20 protein-coding genes are annotated in these 18,183 nt (G+C 68.9%); 15 read left to right on the top strand and 5 right to left on the bottom strand.

The window, feature by feature from the left end:
• Nucleotides 1-16: 16 nt before the first annotated feature.
• The 9 genes from G398_RS16810 (at nucleotide 17) to G398_RS0106640 (ending at nucleotide 8,008) form a co-directional block, all read left to right on the top strand.
• On the top strand, nucleotides 17-1,708 hold the full coding sequence (locus tag G398_RS16810; protein WP_052571615.1) for a complex I subunit 4 family protein: 1,692 nt from the start codon (nucleotides 17-19) through the stop codon (nucleotides 1,706-1,708).
• Nucleotides 1,708-3,171 carry an NADH-quinone oxidoreductase subunit N gene (locus G398_RS0106675; RefSeq protein WP_043484054.1) on the top strand — a complete coding sequence of 488 codons (1,464 nt, stop codon included), beginning with the start codon at nucleotides 1,708-1,710 and terminating at the stop codon, nucleotides 3,169-3,171. The genes G398_RS16810 and G398_RS0106675 overlap by 1 nt, the downstream gene beginning before the upstream one ends.
• 226 nt (nucleotides 3,172-3,397) lie before the next feature.
• On the top strand, nucleotides 3,398-3,637 hold the full coding sequence (locus G398_RS16805; RefSeq protein WP_043484051.1) for an AtpZ/AtpI family protein: 240 nt from the start codon (nucleotides 3,398-3,400) through the stop codon (nucleotides 3,635-3,637).
• A complete protein-coding gene (locus G398_RS0106665; protein WP_026853019.1) occupies nucleotides 3,624-4,016 on the top strand; it encodes a hypothetical protein in 393 nt (130 codons plus the stop codon). The genes G398_RS16805 and G398_RS0106665 overlap by 14 nt, the downstream gene beginning before the upstream one ends.
• 16 nt (nucleotides 4,017-4,032) lie before the next feature.
• On the top strand, nucleotides 4,033-4,764 hold the full coding sequence (gene atpB, locus G398_RS16800) for a F0F1 ATP synthase subunit A (protein WP_084512134.1): 732 nt from the start codon (nucleotides 4,033-4,035) through the stop codon (nucleotides 4,762-4,764).
• Between the two features lie 158 nt (nucleotides 4,765-4,922).
• Nucleotides 4,923-5,222, top strand: a complete 300-nt coding sequence (locus G398_RS0106655) for an ATP synthase F0 subunit C (RefSeq protein WP_026853018.1) — start codon at nucleotides 4,923-4,925, stop codon at nucleotides 5,220-5,222.
• Between the two features lie 68 nt (nucleotides 5,223-5,290).
• Nucleotides 5,291-6,484, top strand: coding sequence for a TIGR04552 family protein (locus G398_RS0106650; protein WP_084512131.1), 1,194 nt, complete (start codon nucleotides 5,291-5,293; stop codon nucleotides 6,482-6,484).
• Nucleotides 6,478-6,816 (top strand): anti-sigma factor antagonist, encoded by a 339-nt coding sequence (locus tag G398_RS0106645; protein WP_026853016.1) that lies wholly within the window; start codon nucleotides 6,478-6,480, stop codon nucleotides 6,814-6,816. The genes G398_RS0106650 and G398_RS0106645 overlap by 7 nt, the downstream gene beginning before the upstream one ends.
• A 25-nt stretch (nucleotides 6,817-6,841) precedes the next feature.
• A complete protein-coding gene (locus G398_RS0106640) occupies nucleotides 6,842-8,008 on the top strand; it encodes a PP2C family protein-serine/threonine phosphatase (protein WP_026853015.1) in 1,167 nt (388 codons plus the stop codon).
• Nucleotides 8,009-8,158: 150 nt separating this feature from the next.
• Here the strand turns inward: G398_RS0106640 and rfaD are convergent, their stop codons facing one another.
• From rfaD to G398_RS0106615, 5 genes are all read right to left on the bottom strand, one after another.
• On the bottom strand, nucleotides 8,159-9,094 hold the full coding sequence (rfaD, locus tag G398_RS0106635) for an ADP-glyceromanno-heptose 6-epimerase (protein WP_026853014.1): 936 nt from the start codon (nucleotides 9,092-9,094) through the stop codon (nucleotides 8,159-8,161).
• A gap of 30 nt (nucleotides 9,095-9,124) precedes the next feature.
• Nucleotides 9,125-10,075, bottom strand: coding sequence for a DMT family transporter (locus G398_RS0106630; RefSeq protein ID WP_026853013.1), 951 nt, complete (start codon nucleotides 10,073-10,075; stop codon nucleotides 9,125-9,127).
• Between the two features lie 67 nt (nucleotides 10,076-10,142).
• The gene (locus G398_RS19440; RefSeq protein ID WP_052571611.1) at nucleotides 10,143-11,105 is read right to left on the bottom strand and encodes a DUF1573 domain-containing protein; all 963 of its coding nucleotides are present in this window, start codon (nucleotides 11,103-11,105) and stop codon (nucleotides 10,143-10,145) included.
• A gap of 27 nt (nucleotides 11,106-11,132) precedes the next feature.
• Nucleotides 11,133-12,098, bottom strand: a complete 966-nt coding sequence (locus G398_RS19435) for a glycosyltransferase family 9 protein (protein WP_052571610.1) — start codon at nucleotides 12,096-12,098, stop codon at nucleotides 11,133-11,135.
• Complete coding sequence (locus tag G398_RS0106615; RefSeq protein ID WP_026853012.1) at nucleotides 12,089-13,207, bottom strand: glycosyltransferase family 4 protein; 1,119 nt, start codon at nucleotides 13,205-13,207, stop codon at nucleotides 12,089-12,091. Before G398_RS0106615 ends, G398_RS19435 begins: the two co-directional genes overlap by 10 nt.
• A 63-nt stretch (nucleotides 13,208-13,270) precedes the next feature.
• Between G398_RS0106615 and G398_RS16785 the strand changes: the two genes are divergently transcribed.
• The 6 genes from G398_RS16785 (at nucleotide 13,271) to fabD (ending at nucleotide 18,178) form a co-directional block, all read left to right on the top strand.
• On the top strand, nucleotides 13,271-14,725 hold the full coding sequence (locus G398_RS16785; RefSeq protein ID WP_052571608.1) for a sigma-54-dependent transcriptional regulator: 1,455 nt from the start codon (nucleotides 13,271-13,273) through the stop codon (nucleotides 14,723-14,725).
• An 88-nt stretch (nucleotides 14,726-14,813) separates the two neighbouring features.
• Entirely contained in the window at nucleotides 14,814-15,314 is a 501-nt protein-coding gene (locus G398_RS19430) for a type II secretion system protein (protein ID WP_052571607.1), read from the top strand.
• Nucleotides 15,311-15,844 (top strand): YceD family protein, encoded by a 534-nt coding sequence (locus tag G398_RS0106600; RefSeq protein ID WP_026853011.1) that lies wholly within the window; start codon nucleotides 15,311-15,313, stop codon nucleotides 15,842-15,844. Before G398_RS19430 ends, G398_RS0106600 begins: the two co-directional genes overlap by 4 nt.
• Nucleotides 15,845-15,889: 45 nt before the next feature.
• Nucleotides 15,890-16,075, top strand: a complete 186-nt coding sequence (rpmF, locus tag G398_RS0106595; RefSeq protein WP_026853010.1) for a 50S ribosomal protein L32 — start codon at nucleotides 15,890-15,892, stop codon at nucleotides 16,073-16,075.
• 4 nt (nucleotides 16,076-16,079) lie between these two features.
• Nucleotides 16,080-17,105, top strand: coding sequence for a phosphate acyltransferase PlsX (gene plsX / locus G398_RS0106590; RefSeq protein ID WP_026853009.1), 1,026 nt, complete (start codon nucleotides 16,080-16,082; stop codon nucleotides 17,103-17,105).
• 134 nt (nucleotides 17,106-17,239) lie between these two features.
• Nucleotides 17,240-18,178, top strand: coding sequence for an ACP S-malonyltransferase (gene fabD / locus G398_RS0106585; RefSeq protein ID WP_026853008.1), 939 nt, complete (start codon nucleotides 17,240-17,242; stop codon nucleotides 18,176-18,178).
• The last annotated feature ends 5 nt before the right edge of the window (nucleotides 18,179-18,183 follow it).

Here is an 18,183-nt window from a genome sequence, read left to right as displayed (position 1 = left end):
ATTGGTCGGAGTCCCCATGTTCACCGCAAACACGACACTGATGCTGGTGGCGACCTTTCTGCCCCTTCTGGGGGCGCTGGTCCTGCTTCTCGTGCCCAAGGACCAGCGCCGGGTCTTCGAGATCGGCTCCCTCCTGGTGATGATCGCCAGCTTCCTGTTGAGCGCCATCTTCTGGTTCGCCTATGACCGGACCAGCGACGCCGTCCAGTGGGCCCACGCCTGGAACTGGATCCCCGCCATCGGCGTGAAGTTCAGCGTCGGCATGGACGGCATCAGCCTCCTGCTCTGGCTGCTGACCACCTTCATCGGCCCCATCGCCATCGCCTGCTCCTTCAGCTCCATCACCGAGCGCCACAAGGAGTACTACATCTGGATGCTGGTCCTCCAGACGGCCATGCTGGGCGTGTTCATCACCCAGGACATGTTCCTCTTCTACCTGTTCTGGGAAGTGATGCTGGTGCCGATGTACTTCCTCATCGCCATCTGGGGCGGCCCGCAGAAGCTCTACGCCGCCATCAAGCTCTTCCTCTACACCCTGGCGGGCGGCGTGCTGATGCTGGTGGCGATCCTGGCCATCTACTTCCTGCAGCACCAGGCCACGGGCGCCTATGACTTCTCTCTGGCCAGCTTCCAGGCCATGGCGCCGATCATCGCCCAGCAGAGCAAGACCTACCAGATCCTCCTGGCGCTGGCCTTCTTCATCGGCTTCGCCATCAAGGTCCCGATGTTCCCCTTCCACACCTGGCTGCCGGACGCCCACGTGCAGGCGCCCACGGCCGGCTCCGTCATCCTGGCGGCCATCCTCCTGAAGATGGGCACCTACGGCTTCGTCCGGTTCCTGCTGCCCATCCTGCCCGACGCCACCAAGATGCTGCTGAAGCCCTTTCTCATCCTGTCCCTCATCGGCATCATCTACGGCGCGCTGGTGGCCATGATCCAGAAGGACATGAAGAAGCTGGTGGCCTACTCTTCCGTGAGCCACCTCGGCATCTGCATGCTGGGCCTCTTCGCCCTGAACCCCTACGGCATCAAGGGCGGCATGCTCCAGATGATCAACCACGGCATCAGCACCAGCGGGCTCTTCCTCGCGGTGGGCGTCGTCTACGAGCGCCGGCACACCCGCATGATCGCGGACTTCGGCGGCCTGTCGAAGAACATGCCCATCTACGCCACCATCTTCATGATCATGACCATGAGCAGCCTGGGCCTGCCCCTGCTGAACGGGTTCATCGGCGAGGGCGTGGTCCTCATGGGCGCCTTCCAGGCCTTCCCCTGGGCCGCGGTCGTCGCCACCCTGGGCATCATCCTCGGCGCCGCCTACCTGCTGTGGATGTACCAGCGCGTGATGTTCGGATCCATCACCCCCGTCAACGAGAAGATGGCCGACCTCAACCTCCGCGAGGTGCTCTACTTCGCGCCCCTGGTGGTGGTCGCCTTCTGGATCGGCATGTATCCCAAGCCGGTAATGGACGTGATGGACGCGCCGGTGAAGAAGCTCGTCGAGCAGATCACCCCCGGCTTCCACGCCGCCCAGGCCCTCGCCGCCCAGCAGGCCGCCGCCGCCAAGGTCGGCATGCAGGGCATGGCCGCCCCGGCCCATCACGAGGAATCCGCCCCGGCGGGCCATGAAGCCGCTCCTGCCGGCCACGAGGCGCCCGTCCACGAAACTCCTGCCCCCGAAACTCATGGCCACGGCGGAGGCCACTGATGAGCGGCTTCGCGCAGGGGCTCCTGGATGCGCTCCTTAGGGACACGCATCTCATCACGCCCCAACTCTTCCTGATGGTCGTGGCCACGCTCATGCTGTGGCCCGGCGACCTCTTCTTCAACCGCACGGAGAAGCACCGCTGGGCGCCCATCACCCTGGTGGTGCTCGCCATCACCGCCATGTTGATCGGCCGCACGCCCGACGGCGAGGGCTTCTCCCGCATGTTCCGCATGGACGGCCTCACCCGGGGCTTCCAGATGCTCTGCGTGCTGGGCGCCGCGGTCACCGTGTCCCTCAGCGTCAAGCTGCTCAACAGCCTCAAGCAGCAGACCGTGGAGTACTACGCCCTGATCCTGTTCTCCCTGGCGGGCATGCTCTTCCTCTGCGGCGCCTCGGACCTGATCTCCGTCTACTTCAGCCTCGAGCTGATGGCCATCTGCATCTACATCCTGGTGGCCTACCTGCGGGACCGCGCCACCAGCGTGGAAGCGGGCGTGAAGTATTTCCTTCTGGGGGCCTTCTCCAGCGGCATCCTCGTCTACGGCATCAGCCTGCTCTATGGCGCCAGCGGCGGGGCCACCACTAACCTGGCGGATCTCAACCAGGCCCTGGCCCTCACGCCCACCACCAGCAACCTCCTGGTGTTCTCCGGCGTGCTGATGGTGCTGATGGGCATGGCCTTCAAGGTCGCGGCCGTCCCCTTCCACATGTGGTCGCCGGACGCCTACGAAGGCGCCCCCACGCCCATCACCCTGTTCATGGCCACGGCCCCCAAGGCCGCCGCCCTGGCCGCCTTCCTGCGGGTGTTCGGCGCGGGGCTCCATGGCGTGTCCGGCGACTGGGTCATGCCCCTCAGCTACATCGCCGGCGCCAGCATGATCCTGGGCAATGTCACCGCCGTTCGGCAGGAGAGCATGAAGCGCCTGCTGGCCTATTCCAGCATCGCCCATGTGGGCTACATGCTGCTGGGCGTCCTGTCCGGCGATCCCAAGGCCGGGGCGCAGGTCGTCTGGCTCTACATGCTCATCTACCTCGTGATGAACACGGGCGCCTTCGCCGTGGTGATCTACCTCCAGGGCAAGGGCGAGGGCGAGCGCATCGAGGACTTCCGGGGCCTGGGCCGCAAGCACCCCGTGCTGGCGTTCGCGATGATGATCTTCCTGCTGAGCTTGGCCGGCATCCCGCCCCTGGCGGGCTTCTTCGGCAAGTTCTTCCTCTTCAAGCTGGCCATCGAGCAGGGCTTCGTCACCCTCACGACCATCGCGCTGCTGACCAGCGTCGTGGGCGCCTACTACTACCTGGGCGTCGTCGCCCAGATGTACTTCCGCGAGCCCGAAGGCGAGGCCGCCCCCATGGGCGCCTCCTCGGTCTTCATCGTGAGCCTGGCCTGCGCCCTGGTCCTGGTGGCCACGGCCTTCGGGCCCTGGCTGGTGGATTGGGCCGCGAAGATCACCTGGGTGTGATGCTGTCCGGGGGTTTCGCGCTGCGCGCATACCCCCGGGCCCCCGCGAAGAAGCCCGGCTAAGCCGGGCTTCTTCTTTAGCGCATCGAACGGGGCGTGTGGTCTGAAGGCCTCGGCTTACACTGGGGGGCGCGGGGCGACCCGCGCCTTTTCTTTTTGGGGGGGCGGTGATTTTCAAGCGCGGCGGGGACGCAGATCCTGGGGAGCGGGCGGTCTGGGGGGACCTCATGTCCCTGGGCCTCACCTTCCCCCTCTGCATCGCCCTGGGGTTCTTCCTGGGCCGCTGGATCGGTGGCTGGTTCGGGCGGCCGGCCGTGGGCCAGTGGGCCGGCCTGGCCTGGGGCATTGCCGCGGCTTTCTGGGAGCTCTACAAGGTGAACCGGCGCATGGCCAAGCGGGACGAGGAGGAGCTGAAGCGGCTCCAGGACGAGGGCAGGGAAGGGAAGGACCCCGATGAACGCGGCTAGCGGCGAGGGCGAGGACCACCTCCGCCGCGTGACCGGCGCCATGGTGATCCTGGGGCTCCTGGGCATCCCCCTGTGGGGCTTCCTGCGCTCCTGGACGGCCGCCCTGGCCTTCGCCGTGGGGGCCCTGGCCAGCCTGGCCTTCTGGACCCTCCACCGTCTCCTGACGGCTCGGATGCTGACGCCCTCCGTGCGCCGGAGGTGGCTCTACGGCTTCCTGTCCATGGGCAAACTGGCGTTGATCGCGCTGGTGCTGCGTGGGATGATGGGGAGGTACCCGGCGGAAGCCCTGCCGCTGGCCATGGGGGTGCTCCTCTTTGTGGCCGGTATCCTGCTGGAAGCGCTGCGCCTGGCCTTCCAGAAACCCGAAGACGCCGCCTGATTGAGGTCCGACCGAGATGGAACACCACGCATCGTTGCTCGCCCAGTGGCTCACCCAGGTCCTGGGGCTGGCCCGCCATCCCTGGCCCGGCTTCGCCCACGGGGCCGCGCTGTCCGTCATCGAGCGCTACGACCACCTGCTCAACGCCGCCCTGGCCGCCCTCCTGGCCATGCTCATCACCGCGCTGGTGCGGAAGAACCTGGCCCGGATCCCCGGTCCCCTCCAGCAGATGTTCGAGGGCGTGGTGGAGTGGCTCAAGGGCATGATCAACGACAACATCGCCCACCACGGCGAGCGCTACCTGCCCTTCATCGGGACCATGGCGCTGTTCGTCTTCTTCAACAACCTCTTCGGCCTGCTTCCGGCCCTGAGCCCCGGCACCAGCAACTGGAACGTGACCCTGGGCGCGGCCCTCGTGGTGTTCGGCTACTACAACTTCCACGGCATGAAGGAGCAGGGGTTCGTGAAGTACTGGGCCCACTTCGCCGGCCCCATCTGGTGGCTGGCCCCCCTCATGTTCCCGCTGGAGATCCTGGGCCTCCTCAGCCGCATCCTCAGCCATTCGCTCCGTCTCTTCGGCAACATCGCGGGCGAGCACGTGGTGGCCGGCATCTTCTTCGGCCTGCTGCCCATCCTCCTGCCCATCCCCATGATGTTCCTGGGCCTCTTCTTCGGCCTCATCCAGACCTTCGTGTTCACGATGCTGGCGACCATCTACCTGAGCGGCGCCGTCTCGCACGAGCATTAGTGCTGTCCGGGGGGTGCCCGCGCAGCGGGCAAAGGCCCCCCCGGGACCCCCCGGCGCGTCGCCCAGGCTAAGCCTGGCCTCCTTGCCGCCATCCATTCTCGTTACCACAACTGTCCGAGGGATTCCGAACCCCGAGGGCACCACCTAGGAGCACCACCATGAAGAAGTTCCTCACCACCGCCTTCCTCTTCACCCTGGCCGCCGTCGCCTTCGCGCAGGGCGCCCCCGCCGCCGCCACCAAGAGCCTCTTCGAAGGCCAGTTCGTGGCCCACCTCTCCCTCGCCATCGCGGCCGCCGGCTGCGGTCTGGCCCAGGGCAAGGCCGTGGTCGCCGCCTGCGAGGGCGTGGCCCGCAATCCCCAGGCCGCCGGCAACATCCGCACCACCATGATCATCGGCCTGGCCCTCATCGAGGCCCTCGTGATCTACGTGCTCGTCGCCGCCTTCGCCATCAAGTAGGACCCGAACGATCCAGGACGGGGCGCCATTTCATGGGCGCCCCGTTTTTTTATGATTCATACTGAGGAATGCTGGTAAAGATGCTCGACGTCATGCGCCACCATGCTCTGTTCCCCATGCCCCCGGAGGTCACGAAGGTGATCCTGGGCGGGGGATCGCCCATCGACCTGGAGGGCCTGCGCATCCAGTCCCACGAGGAGGCCTGGACCTTCGCCCTGAACTACGGGTACGACATGGGCAACCCCGCCCACCGGGCCCACGTGGGGCGCGTCTACGAAGACGCCATCGACTTCCTGGAGGGCGTGGTGCTGGAGGGGACCTGCCTCCATGTGCCGCGGGAGCTGCGGACCCTGGAGGATCCCCTCGACCTCCTGGTCTGGGCCTCGGAGCGCCCGCGGACCCTGGACGGCCGCTGGTCCTGCGCGGTGCTGCGGGTGATGCACACCCTCTTCCACGTGGACCACAACGTGAACCTGCGCTTCCTGCCCGAGATCCAGCGCCAGGTCTTCGACCGCTACGACCAGTTCCTCGTGTGCGAGGGCGGGCGCTGGCTGCTGCGGGGCGCCTACGAGGTGCCGCTGGTGGCGGTGGAGCGCAAGGAGAACAAGGACCGCGTCTCCATGCTCCTCAAGATGCTCCACAAGCCCGAGAACGTGGCCGAGACCATCTACGACCAGATCGGCATCCGCTTCGTGGCCGAGGACCGCCTGGGCGTGCTCATGGTCATCCGCTTCCTGCTGGACCACCACGTGCTGATGCCCACCCACATCAAGCCCAGCCGGAGCCGGAACCTGATGATCGACCTGGAGGCCCTGGCGGCCTGGACGGAGACCCTGCCGCCCATGTTCCAGATCCAGGACCTGAGCCCCTCGGATCGCGAGGCCCTCAGCCGGGCCCTGGCCCTCAAGAGCGGCGGGATTGAACAGAACCCGTTTTCCAGTAAGGATTACTCAGCCATCCAGTTCACGGCGCGCACCCTGATCCGCCTTCCAGGTCCCGGCACCTCGGCCCTGGAGACCCTCCAGGAGCGCCTCCGGGGCCTGGGGCAGGGGGACCTTGCGGCCCTCGCCGGCATTCCAGAGTTGATCCAGGAGCAGGAGGAGTTTACTTTCTTCTTCGCACATGAAGTCCAAGTGATGGAACAATCAGGGTTCCAAAGCTCACGATCTGGTCCTGCATCCCATTCCGAATACAAACAGCGCCAGCGGGACGCCGCCCGGCGGAGAGTCCTTCAGGGAATCCTTCAGGAGGAGCCATGCTGAACATCCAGACCCGCCAAGAAGGCACCGCCTCTGTGGTGTCCATCCAGGGCAAGGTCAACTTCGAGGTGACCGCCCAGCTGCGGGATGTGATCCGGGAGACGGTGGCCACGGCCCAGCCGAAGCTCCTGGTGATCAACCTGGAAGGCGTCAGCTTCATCGATTCCTCCGGCCTGGGCCTTCTCGTCGCGGCGCGCAACAGCGTGGACAAGTCCGGCGGCAAGCTCCACCTGGCCTGCCTCCCCGCACCTGTGAAGAAGACCTTCGACCAGACGAACCTCACCAACTATTTCTCCATCTTCGCCACGGAGCAGGACGCCCTCCGCGGCGCCTGAGACCGGCCGCCACCGGGGAATCGGCATGGCCAAGGGCGTGGTCCTGGTGGTGGATGATGAAGCGCCCATCCGGGACATCCTCAGCTTCTACCTCAAGCGGGCGGGCTACCAGGTCCTGACCGCGGGCAACGGCGCGGAGGCGATGGGCGAGATGGGCCGCCTCAAGCCGGACCTCATCATCTCGGACCTCCGCATGCCCGAGATGTCGGGCGACGAACTCTGCAAACGGGTGAAGAGCGATCCCACCACCCAGGACATCTACTTCATCATCCTCTCGGCCCTGGACGGCACGGCCTCGCGCATCGGCAGCCTTTCCATGGGCGCCGACGACATGATCCCCAAGCCCTTCCATGCCCAGGAGGTGCTGGCCAAGGTGGACTCCACCTTCCGCCTCATCGGGATGCAGAAGGAGATCAGGCGCCAGAACAAGGAGCTGACGGCCTTCCAGGAGCGCGTGCGCGAGGAGATGGAGCTCGCCGCGGCCCTCCAGATGGGCCTGCTGCCCAAGCTCCCCGGCGAGGGCGGCGGGGTGAGCTACACCCACTGCTACCTGCCGGCGGCGGGCATCGGCGGGGACATCTACGCCGTCCTGCCCCTGGCGGACGGGAGCACGGCCATGATGATCGCCGACGTGAGTGGCCACGGCGTCACCGCCGCCCTCATCTCGGCCATGGTGAAGACCTCCTTCGAGAACCAGGTGCGCCTCGGCGGCGAGCCCCTGGCCTGGGCCCTGGGCATGAACGAGGACCTGTGCCGCTCCACCCTGGCGGAGCAGTTCGCCACGGCTTGGCTGGGCCGCCTGGACCCCGCCACGGACCGCATCCGCTACGTGGCCGCGGGCCACTGCGCCCCCCTGCGCATCGTGCGGGGTTCCCGCGGCGGCCTCCAGCGCTCCGAGGTGCTGCGCGGCAAGGGTTTCATGCTGGGCCTGGACGCGCAGCTCCCCTTCATGGAGCACGACGCGGAGTTCCTGCCCGAGGATCGCCTGGTGCTCTACACGGACGGCCTGGTGGAAGTGGAGCGGGAGGACCGCACCATGCTCGAGGAGGCCGGCCTGCGCCGCATCTGCGCCGAGCTTCCCGCCGGCGCCGAGGAGGCCGCGGCCGCCATCATCGCCCAGGCCCGGACCTTCAACGCCCCCGCGCCCTTCGTGGACGACGTGACGCTCGTGGTGCTGGACCGCAGGGCCTGAAGGTCTGTCCTGGCAGGGAAACCAGGAACACAGAGGACGCAGAGAGCCACAGATGGCACAGAGAACAACCCCGACCTGTCTTTCTCTGTGTCCTCTGTGCGAACTCCGTGCCCTCTGTGTTCCTGCTTCTTTCGAGGATCCGAGGCGAACCTAGAGTTCAGCCAGCGTGGCCTGGATGCCGGCCTCCAGCTCCGTGAAGGGGGCGGTGAAGCCGGCCTCGCGCAGGCTGCGCACGTCCGCCTGGGTGAAGCTCTGGTACTTGCCCCGCAGAGTTTCGGGGAAGGGGATGTACTCGATGCGGCCCTTACCCAGGTGGGCAATGAGGGTCTTCGCGATGTCGTTGAAGCTGCGGGCCTTCCCGGTGCCTGCATTGACGATGCCCTTGGCCATGGCCCCGGCGCCGAAGTGCAGGTTGATGGCCACGATGTCGCCGACGAAGATGAAGTCCCGCCGCTGCTCGCCGTTCCCGTAGCCGTCCGTGCCCTCGAAGAGCCGGCAGGCGCCCTCCTCCTTCAGCTGGCGCAGCAGCTGGTGCAGCACGGACATCATCCGGCCCTTGTGGCCCTCCCGCGGGCCGAAGACGTTGAAGTAGCGCAGGCCCACCACGGGGCTCTGGATGGCGGGCAGCAGGCTCCGCACGTGCTGGTCGAAGGCCAGCTTGGAGTAGCCGTAGACGTTGAGCGGGCCCTCGTTGGCCGGAACGGGCTCAAAGGCCGTGCTGGCGCCGTAGGTGGCGGCGCTGCTGGCGTAGACCAGGGGCGTCTTCCGGGCCAGGCACCAGTGGAGCAGGGCCTTCGAGTCCCCGTAGTTGTTCTCCATCATGTAGCGGCCGTCGGTCTCCATGGTGTCGGAGCAGGCGCCGTTGTGGAACACGGCCTCGGGGCTCAGGTCCAGCGTGCCGGCGTCCAGGCGGGCGCGGAACTCGCGCTTGTCCATGTAGTCCGAGAGCGTCAGGTCCGCCAGATTCCGGGCCTTCTCCGCCCGGGCCAGGTTGTCCACCACCAGGATGTCCGTGTGCCCGCGGCGGTTCAGCTCCCGCACCAGGTTGCTGCCCACGAATCCCGCCCCGCCCGTGACGATGAACATGCCCACTCCTCTGCTTCAACAGGATACCGGCTATCCGATGGCCTCTTCCGCCTCCGGCCGCTGGAGCCGCTTCAGGAGCCGGGGCCCCAGCTCCGCCACGAAGGTGGCCGCGAGGATGAGGAGGCCGCCCGCCAGCTGGGCCGGGCCCAGGTGCTCCAGGACACCGGGGACGACGCCGCTGATGGCGATGGCGGCCGTCCAGACCGGTTCCGTGCTGAAGAGGATGGCGCTCTCCGTGGCCCCCAGGCGGGCCTGCATGGTGCTCTGCACGTAGAAGGCCAGGGTGGTGGCCAGGAGGCCCATGAAGCCCAGGGACACCCAGGTGCCGCCCCGGGAGAGCGCGGCGCCAGCGCCCTGGAAGCCGTGGGGCGCGGGCAGGGCCAGGGTGATGATCAGCGACAGGGCCCCGGTGACGGCCACCTGCATGAAGGCCAGCACCCAGCCCGAGGAGCGTCTCGAGAAGTGGGCCGTCATCACGATCTGGACGCCGCAGAGCGCCGAGGCCAGCAGGGTCTCGGAGTCGCCCCGGTTCCAGCCGCCCCAGGCGGCGCCGGGCTCGCGCACCAGCAGGGCCAGGCCCGCGAGGGCCACCAGGGCGGCCAGTCCGTGGGAGGGCCGCAGCCGGTCCCCCGCCAGGAGGGCCACCAGGGGCGTGAAGATCACGTAGAGGCCGGTGATGAAGCCGGACTTCGAGGTGGTGGTGAAGCGCAGGCCGTCCGTCTGGAGCCAGAACAGGGCCGCCAGCACCAGCCCCAGCCAGAGGCCGTCCAGGGCCTCCTGCCGCCGGATGGGCACCCGGAGCAGCAGCATCATCAGGCCCAGGCCCAGGGTTCCCACGGCGAAGCGGAGGGTCAGCAGGGCCCCCACGGACAGGCCTGCCTGGAGGCAGTACTTGGTGGCGGGGAACCCGCCGCCCCAGATGGCCGCGATGGCCGCCATGGCGAAGACGGCGATGAGGTGGGACCTGCGGGACTCCGGCATCCCTCCAGGCTATCGCCCCGTTCCGGATGGACGAAGGAGGAATCGCGAAGGCTTTGACGTTCTGCTGTTATTTCAAGATGGCGGCCAGGCGGATCGTCAATTCAGGCTGATCCGGGTCATCGGTGGTCAGGGAGAGCACCTCGCTGTACCGGCCCGCCTTCAGCGTGGCGGGCAGCACCACCGACAGGTCCTGGCTGGCGGAGCGGGGGCCCAGGCCCTCCACCCGGACGCCCGACAGGGAGCAGCGGCTGCCGGTGACGCGGAAGGCGTGGCCGTCAGCCTGCTTGAGGGCGAGCTTCTGCCGCAGCTCCCGGCCGGCGGCGTCCTGGAAGACCAGCTCGGCCGGCGTGGCCTGGACCGAGGGCTTCAGCTCCCACTGGATGTTCAGGCCCATCTGGCTCATGCGGGGGTTCGTGAAGCGCACCGTGGCCTGCTCCACGCCGCGGAAGCGGCCTGCGGGCACCTTGCGGCCGTCGAAGGCCACTTCCAGCACCAGGTCCTTGCCCTCCTGCCGGTAGGCGAAGGAGAGGAAGGGGGCGCCGGGCGCCTTCACGTCCACGATCTGCACGGGCTCACCGTTGCCGCTGGCGTAGCGGACCGTGCTGCGCGAGGTGGACGACTTGGGCGCGTGGTGGAAGTAGACCGACTCCACGGAGGGCATGATCTCCTGCACCACTTCCGCCTCGAGGGTCAGGCTGGTGGCCGGGGTCTTCGGGTCGTTGCAGATCACCTCGATGGACTTGCGCACGCCACCTTTGAGGCCCCGGGGGTCGAAGGTGGCCTCGAGATCCGTGCTTTCGCCCGGGGCGATGGACCACTTGCCGATCACCGTGGCCGTGCAGCCGCAGCTGGGCCGCACCTGCGTGATGCTGAGGATGGCGTTGCCCGTGTTGCTGACGCGGTACTTGGCGGCCACCTTCCGGTCCGGCGTGATGCGGCCGAAGTTGTGGTGGGTCTTGTCGAAGCTGATGGCGGGGGCCTGGGCCATGAGGGAGACGGCGGCGCAGGCGAGGAGGAGGCGGCGGAGCATGCGGGACCTCGTGGAAGACCTGTGATTCTATCCGGAGATGAGACTCCGCAACTCGCCCCACACCTGGTCGGGTCCAATGCCCGCCAGGCAGGGGTGGCCCGGGGTGAAGCAATCCCGCTTGAAGCAGGGGGCGCAGGGGATGCCGTCCTTGCGCAGACCGCGGCTGGCCGGGCCCCAGGGGGTGGACCCGCCGGGATCCGTGGCGCCGTAGAGGGCCAGCACGGGCGCGCCGGTGGCGGCGGCCAGGTGGCTGAGGCCCGAGTCGTTGCCCAGCACGGCGGCGGCCCCGCGCATCCAGGCGGCGGCCTCCTTGAGGGTGGTCTTCCCGCAGAGGTCGATCCCCTCCACTCCGGCCACGGCCGCGCAGGTCTCCGCCTCGTCGGGCGAGCCCAGGACCGCCACGGCGAAGCCCTCGGCCCGGGCCTTCAGGAGCAGGGCCCGGTAGTGCGCCACGGGCCAGGCCTTGGAGGGCCAGGTGGAGCCGGGCATGAGGCAGAGGTAGCGCTCACGGGGCTTTTCGATGGGCACGGCCGGGTCGAAATCCGCGTAGGGCATGGGGGGCAGGTCCGGCCAGCGCCGCTTCAGGACGGCGTGGTAGCGCAGCAGGAAGGGCCCATCGGCCTCCCAGAAGGGGCCACTGTGGGTGTTGAAGGGGCCCGCCAGGCTCTCGTCCACGCCGATGCGCTCGGGCACCCGGGCCAGCCAGGCCGCCAGGGCGGGCCGCAGGGACTTGGGGAAGTGGATGCTGCGGGCGGCCCGGTGCCGCCTCAGGATGCGGGCCATGGCGAAGGGGCCGGGCTTGCCCTCGTCGGGCAGGGCCGCGTCGCAGAACCAGGTGTCCGCCACCAGGCCCACGGTGGCCTTCGGCCCCCAGACCACCAGGGGCCCCGCGCCGATCTCCCGCAGCAGGCGCAGCACGGGCAGCTGCATGGCGGCGTCCCCCACAAATCGCGGGAAGCGCACCCAGGTGGCGCCCTCGGGGATCACAGCCATGGCGCCACCGCCTCGCGGAACTTCGCCGCGGCATCGTAGTTCCGGGTGAGGGCCGTGCCGAAGGCGTGGGCCTTGGCCCGCTGGGCCTCCCAGGCGGCGGAATCCGCCAGCAGGGGGGCGATGCGGGCGGCGCCGGCCTGGAGCAGGGCGCCGTCGATGGGCTTCCGGTCGTCGGGCTTGGGGATGAGGAAGCCGCCCTCGCCATCCCTGAGCATGGTGCCGATGCCGCCCACGGAGGGGGCCAGCACGGGCACGCCCCGCTCCAGGGCCTCGATGAGGGCCAGGGGGAAGAAGCCTTCGTTGCGGCTGGTCATGACGTAGAGGTCCAGGGCCGCGAAGGCCGGCGAAAGGTCCTCCAGCGGGCCCGTGCGGGTGCAGCGGCTGGCCAGGTTTTCATCCTCAAGGGCGTCCTGGATGCTCTGCGCGTAGTCCCGATCCTCCCGGCCTGCCAGCAGCAGGTGCAGGGGTTCCCTCAGCCGCTCACCCAGCCGGGCGGCGAACCGGACCACGTCGGCGGTGGCCTTCCGGGCGTCCATCTGGCCGGCGTACCCCACCACCACGCCCTCCTCCGGCACGCCCAGCGCGCGCCGCGCGGCGCGCCTCGCCTCCGCGTCCACGGGCCGGACCTCGGGCCGGGGATACAGGGGGTGGATGATGCGGCAGGGGGCGGTCCCCAGGTGCTCGCGCACGGCGGCGGTGAAGTCGTAGGTGCAGATCCAGCGGTCCACCAGGCCCCTCACGCCGCGGTACTTCCGCAGGTGGCGCTCGTAGTGCTCGTGCAGGGTGAGGACCGTGGGGATGCGCCGGCCGAAGCGGGCCAGCCAGGGCAGGGCCCGCTGCACACCCTTGTGGTTGCAGAGCACCAGGAGGTCGGGCCGCGTCTGCCGCAGCCACCGGAAGGCGCCCAAGGCGCCAGGCAGGTGGAGCACCTCCACGACGTTCGGGTTCCGCTGGCGCAGCTCGGGTTCGATGTCGCGCTTGCCCGGCTCCTTCCGGAAGATCACGGAAACCTTCACGGGCAGGGGCGCCAAGGCCGCCACCTGCTCCAGGAGCACCCGCTCGCCCCCCCCGAAGGACAGCTTCCGGTGGGCAAAGACGACGTGCTTCACGGGACTCCAACCAAGGGTGCAAGATAGGATAACTGACCTAGCGCGTCACTTCTCCAGGTTGCCATGTCCCTTGCCACGACCCAACGGATCCTGCTGGTGGAGGACGAGCCCGGCCTCCGGGAGGTCCTGACCCTGGCCCTGGAGGACGCCGGCTTCCGCTGCGAGGCCGTCGCCGGCATCGAGGAGGGGGAGCGGGCCCTGCGGGAGACCACCTTCGACGGGGTTCTCTCGGACCTGAAGCTCAAGGACGGCTCCGGCATCGAGCTGCTCTCCTGGATGAAGGAGGAGGGCCTGGAGACGCCGGTGGTCATCATGACCGCCTATGCCACCACGGAGACCACGGTGCAGGCCCTGAACCAGGGGGCCGTGGACTTCATCACCAAACCCTTCAAGCACGAGGACCTCATCGGCACGCTGAAAGGCCTCCTGGCCGCGGCGGAGCCGGCCGCCCCCCCGCCCCAGGACCTGGGCGAGCTGGTGGGCGTGGGGCCCGTCATGCGGAAGATCAATGCCCTCATCGGCAAGGTCTCCCGGGCGGATACGACGGTGCTGCTGACGGGCGAGAGCGGCACGGGCAAGGAGGTGGTGGCCCGGCTCATCCACCGCTACTCGGACCGCGCCAAGGGGCCCTTCGTGGCCGTGAACTGCGGGGCGCTGCCCGAGGCCCTGCTGGAGAGCGAGCTGTTCGGCTTCGAGAAGGGGGCCTTCACCGGCGCCGGGGCCATGAAGCGGGGGCTCTTCGAGGAGGCCGGCGGGGGCATCCTGTTCCTGGACGAGATCGGGGAGATGCCCCTCTCCCTCCAGGTGAAGCTGCTGCGGGTGCTCCAGGAGCGCCGGGTGCGGCGCCTGGGGGCCACGGAGGAGCGGGCCGTGGATGTGCGCGTCATCGCGGCCACCAACCGGGACCTGCGGGCCCGGACCGAAGCCGGGGCCTTCCGCGAGGACCTCTACTACCGCCTGAACATCCTCCAGATCGAGCTGCCACCCCTGCGCGAGCGGCCCGAGGACCTGCCGGTATTGGCCGAGCACTTCCTGCGGCGCTCCTGCCAGAAGCTGGCCAAGCCCCCCATGCAGCTCCACGCGGACACCATGGCCCAGCTGCTGGCCTACCGGTTCCCGGGCAACGTGCGGGAGCTGGAGAACCTCATGGAGCGCTGCGTGGCTCTGAACGCCGGCGGGCCCATCACCCGGGACCTGCTGCCGGACGGCTTCGGGCAGGCGGCCCCCGCCGAGGGCGCGGGCCGCCCGGTGCCCCTGATGATCCCCTGCGACGGGTTCGACCTGGAGGCCTGGCTCACGGCCCTCAAGGGCCACTTCCTCCGCCGGGCCCTGGAGGAGGTGGGCGGCGTGAAGACCAAGGCCGGCAAGCGGCTGGGCATGAGCTTCCGGGCCTACCGCTACTGGCTGGCGGAGCTGGGGGGCCTGGAAGCCCTTCCCCAGGACTTCCCCTGGCCCGCGGACTTCCCGCCCCCCCCGGTCGACGAAGGCCCTGGAACCGAGGGCCCCAAGGACGCATGAAGCCGATGAAACCTTGCTTTTTCAGCCATTCCTGGCACACTGGAACGCTCGGATGCCCCGCAGACGAGCCCTCATCCCGGATCCATCCATGACCCCGACCCCCGCCCGCCGCCGCGACCGCGGATTCTCCCTGCTGGAACTCCTGGTGGCGATGATGATCATCGCCGTCCTGGGCACGCTGGGCTTCTCGCAGTACAAGAAGCACTCGGCCCAGGCCCGCTACCTCAAGGCCCAGGATGACCTCAAGATCGTGGCCGAGGGGCTGGACCAGTACTACCTCAAGCACGGCCGCTTCCCGGATTTCGGCAGCTTCGACGCCATGGTGGACGGCAACTCCTCCCTGGTGAAGGAGAGCCTCATCAAGGTCGGCATGACCGCCCAGGACCCCTTCGGCCAGCCCTATGAAGGCAAGTCCAGCCGGGCCACCTACGAGCTGAAGTGCGCCGGCGACCCGGGCAACCAGGACGAGGCCGGCCCCATCGTCCGCACCCCCGGCCAGGTGACCACCTCCTCGCCCGTCAGCGGGTCGGGCAGCACGGCGGCCCCCAAGGCCGATGCCCCCGCCGCGGATGCCGGAGCCAAGAAGTGATCGACCTCCACAAGCTGCCCCCGGAGGGCCTCCGCCTGAACGGCACCACCGCGGAGGTGGCGCTGGAGGGGGATGTCTCCCTGAGGGACCTGGACTGGTCCGTGTTCGCCCTGGCCTCCGATGGCGATGTCTTCCTGGAGGTGAAGGGCCAGGCCGTGTGGCAGGGCGCCTGCAGCCGCTGCCTCGCGCCCCTGGACCGCCCCATCTCCGTGGCCAGCCAGTTCCTGGGCAGCAAGGACCCGGACCTGGTGGGCCGCGGCTCGCACACCCTGGGCTCCCAGGACCTGGACGTGGTCTTCCTGCCCGAGGACACCCTGGACGAGGCCGAGCTGGTGCGCGAGCAGTTCGAGCTCCAGGCCCCCATGCATCCCCTCTGTTCCGAGGACTGCAAGGGGCTCTGCCCCACCTGCGGCAAGAACTGGAACAAGGGCCCCTGCCAGTGCCCGACCGGATCCGCGCAGGCCCCCTCCGCCCTCAACCGGGCCCTCACCAAGGCCCTGGCGGGAATCAAGCTGGACCCGGAATCCTGAACCCCTTAACCTGGAACATTGCGTTCTGTTTGCTAGGAGCATGCCATGCCGAATCCCAAGCGCCGCCATTCCAAGGCCCGCCGCGACCGCCGGCGCACCCATGACGCGCTGGAGGCCATGAGCGCCAGCACCTGCCCCAACTGCCAGACCCCCAAGCTGCCCCACCGCGTGTGCCCCAGCTGCGGCTTCTACCGCGGCAAGCTGGCCGTCCGCGTCTCCGCGACCGCCTAAGGCGGTGGACAGCCATCGCATCGCATTGGACGTCATGGGGGGTGACCATGCCCCCCATGCGACGCTGCTGGGTGCCCGGGAAGCCCTCCAGGCCTGGCCCGGGCTCTACCTCATCCTCGTCGGGGATGAGGCGGTGCTGCGTCCGCAGCTGGCCCGGCACGGCTTCACGCCGGAGCTGATGACGCGCATGGAACTGGTGCATGCCTCCCAGACCGTCGTCATGGAGGACAAGGCCACCAGCATCCTGAAGGAGAAGAAGGACAGCTCCATCCGTGTGGCCGCCCAGCTCGTGCGCGAGGGGCGGGCCAACGGCGTGGTGTCCATGGGCCACACCGGCGCGGCCATGGTGGCCTCCAGCCTCGTCATCGGCAAGCTCGACGGCGTGGACCGGCCGGCCCTGGCCAGCGTGCTGCCCAACATGAAGGGGGCCCCCACGGTGCTCCTGGACGTGGGCGCCAACGTGGACTGCCGGGCCGAGCACATCGCCCAGTTCGCGGTGATGGGCTCGGTGTACGCGGAGGAGGTGCTGGGCCTGGAGCGGCCCCGCGTGGGCATCCTCAGCGTGGGCGAGGAGGACGGCAAGGGCACGGACGTGACCAAGGACGCCTCCGCCATGCTCCGGGAGATGGAGATCCGCTTCGAGGGCAACGCCGAGGGCCGGGACATCTGGAACGGCAACTTCGACGTCATCGCCTGCGACGGCTTCGTGGGCAATGTGGTGCTGAAGTCCAGCGAGGCCCTGGCTGAGGGCATCATCGGCGGCCTGCGGGACAGCTTCATGGAATCGCCCATCACCAAGCTGGCGGGCCTCCTGGCCAAGCCCGCCATGAAGCGGTTCAAGAAGAAGCTCGACTATGCCGAGTACGGCGGCGCCCCGCTGCTGGGCGTGAAGGGCGTGAGCATCATCGGCCACGGCCGCAGCGACCACAAGGCCGTGCGCAACGCCATCCGCGCCGCCCTGCGCGCCGTCGAGCACCGCCTCCACGAGCGCATCCAGGAGCGCGTGGCCCTGCTGCTCCCGCAAGACTGAGTCCAGCCAAACAGAGGGAAAAGGATTTACCACCAAGACACCAAGGCACCAAGAAAAGCAAAGTGCTGTTCTTGAGCAGTTCTTGGTGTCTTGGTGTCTTGGTGGTGAGTTTTTTGGATGTCTAGGAGGTCCACATGAGCAAGGTGGCGTGGCTGTTCCCGGGGCAGGGGTCGCAGGCGGTGGGGATGGGCGTGGCGCTGGCCGCGGCTGAGCCGGCGGCGCGGGCCGTCCTCCAGGATGCGGACGCGGCCCTGGGCTTCCCGATCTCGCAGCTCATGGCCGGGGGCCCCGAGGACACGCTAAAGCTCACGGAGCACACCCAGCCGGCCATCCTCACCCACAGCACCATGGTGGTACGCGCCTGGGCCCACCGGCTGCCGAAGCCCGACTTCGCCGCGGGCCACTCCCTGGGCGAATACAGTGCCCTGGTGGCCCTGGGGGCCCTGGGCTTCCAGGACGCGGTGCGCACCGTGCGCGAGCGCGGCCGGGCCATGCAGGAGGCCGTGCCCGTGGGCGTGGGCGCCATGGCGGCCATCCTCGGCATGAGCCAGGCGGACGTGGAGGCCAGCTGCGCCGAGGCTGCCGCCGCCACCGGGAAGATCGTCGTCCCCGCCAACTTCAACGGCCCCGGCCAGATCGTCATCGCCGGCCACGCCGAAGCCGTAGATGCGGCCCTGGAGGCCGCCAAGGCCCGGGGCGGGCGCAAGGCTATGAAGCTGCCCGTGAGCGCGCCCTTCCACTCGCCCCTCATGGAGCCCGCCCAGGCCCGCATGGCGCCCATCCTGAAGGGCCTCGCCTTCAAGGCGCCCGCCTGCCCTCTGGTGAACAACGTGGACGCAGCCGCAGTCTCGGATCCCGAGGCGCTGCGGGACGGCCTCGTGCGGCAGATCCCCGGCGCCGTGCGCTGGCAGGCCACCCTGGACCTGCTGCTGGACCGGGGCGTCACCTCGTTCTTCGAGCTGGGGCCCGGCAAGGTTCTGGCGGGCCTCGTGAAGCGCCAGGCCAAGGAGCGGGGCCTGGAGGTGTCCGCACTGAGTCTGGGTGCGCCTGAAGACCTCGCCCAACTGGGCTGACACAG

It is taken from the genome of Geothrix fermentans DSM 14018 (assembly GCF_000428885.1).
Taxonomy (GTDB): domain Bacteria; phylum Acidobacteriota; class Holophagae; order Holophagales; family Holophagaceae; genus Geothrix; species Geothrix fermentans.
Note: the sequence above shows the minus strand (reverse complement) of the source record. Positions and strands in the feature narration are given on the sequence as shown.

What these genes read in the sequence shown, in the direction of transcription:
- G398_RS19440 (WP_052571611.1), bottom strand. Translation starts at nt 11,105, where the DNA reads ATGCTCCGCCGCCTCCTCCTCGCCTGCGCCGCCGTCTCCCTCATGGCC.
- atpB (WP_084512134.1), top strand. Translation starts at nt 4,033, where the DNA reads ATGGAACACCACGCATCGTTGCTCGCCCAGTGGCTCACCCAGGTCCTG.
- G398_RS0106645 (WP_026853016.1), top strand. Translation starts at nt 6,478, where the DNA reads ATGCTGAACATCCAGACCCGCCAAGAAGGCACCGCCTCTGTGGTGTCC.
- G398_RS0106630 (WP_026853013.1), bottom strand. Translation starts at nt 10,075, where the DNA reads ATGCCGGAGTCCCGCAGGTCCCACCTCATCGCCGTCTTCGCCATGGCG.
- fabD (WP_026853008.1), top strand. Translation starts at nt 17,240, where the DNA reads ATGAGCAAGGTGGCGTGGCTGTTCCCGGGGCAGGGGTCGCAGGCGGTG.
- G398_RS0106655 (WP_026853018.1), top strand. Translation starts at nt 4,923, where the DNA reads ATGAAGAAGTTCCTCACCACCGCCTTCCTCTTCACCCTGGCCGCCGTC.
- G398_RS19430 (WP_052571607.1), top strand. Translation starts at nt 14,814, where the DNA reads ATGACCCCGACCCCCGCCCGCCGCCGCGACCGCGGATTCTCCCTGCTG.
- rpmF (WP_026853010.1), top strand. Translation starts at nt 15,890, where the DNA reads ATGCCGAATCCCAAGCGCCGCCATTCCAAGGCCCGCCGCGACCGCCGG.
- G398_RS0106665 (WP_026853019.1), top strand. Translation starts at nt 3,624, where the DNA reads ATGAACGCGGCTAGCGGCGAGGGCGAGGACCACCTCCGCCGCGTGACC.
- G398_RS16785 (WP_052571608.1), top strand. Translation starts at nt 13,271, where the DNA reads ATGTCCCTTGCCACGACCCAACGGATCCTGCTGGTGGAGGACGAGCCC.
- G398_RS19435 (WP_052571610.1), bottom strand. Translation starts at nt 12,098, where the DNA reads ATGGCTGTGATCCCCGAGGGCGCCACCTGGGTGCGCTTCCCGCGATTT.
- G398_RS0106650 (WP_084512131.1), top strand. Translation starts at nt 5,291, where the DNA reads ATGCTGGTAAAGATGCTCGACGTCATGCGCCACCATGCTCTGTTCCCC.
- G398_RS0106675 (WP_043484054.1), top strand. Translation starts at nt 1,708, where the DNA reads ATGAGCGGCTTCGCGCAGGGGCTCCTGGATGCGCTCCTTAGGGACACG.
- G398_RS16810 (WP_052571615.1), top strand. Translation starts at nt 17, where the DNA reads ATGTTCACCGCAAACACGACACTGATGCTGGTGGCGACCTTTCTGCCC.
- rfaD (WP_026853014.1), bottom strand. Translation starts at nt 9,094, where the DNA reads ATGTTCATCGTCACGGGCGGGGCGGGATTCGTGGGCAGCAACCTGGTG.
- G398_RS16805 (WP_043484051.1), top strand. Translation starts at nt 3,398, where the DNA reads ATGTCCCTGGGCCTCACCTTCCCCCTCTGCATCGCCCTGGGGTTCTTC.
- G398_RS0106640 (WP_026853015.1), top strand. Translation starts at nt 6,842, where the DNA reads ATGGCCAAGGGCGTGGTCCTGGTGGTGGATGATGAAGCGCCCATCCGG.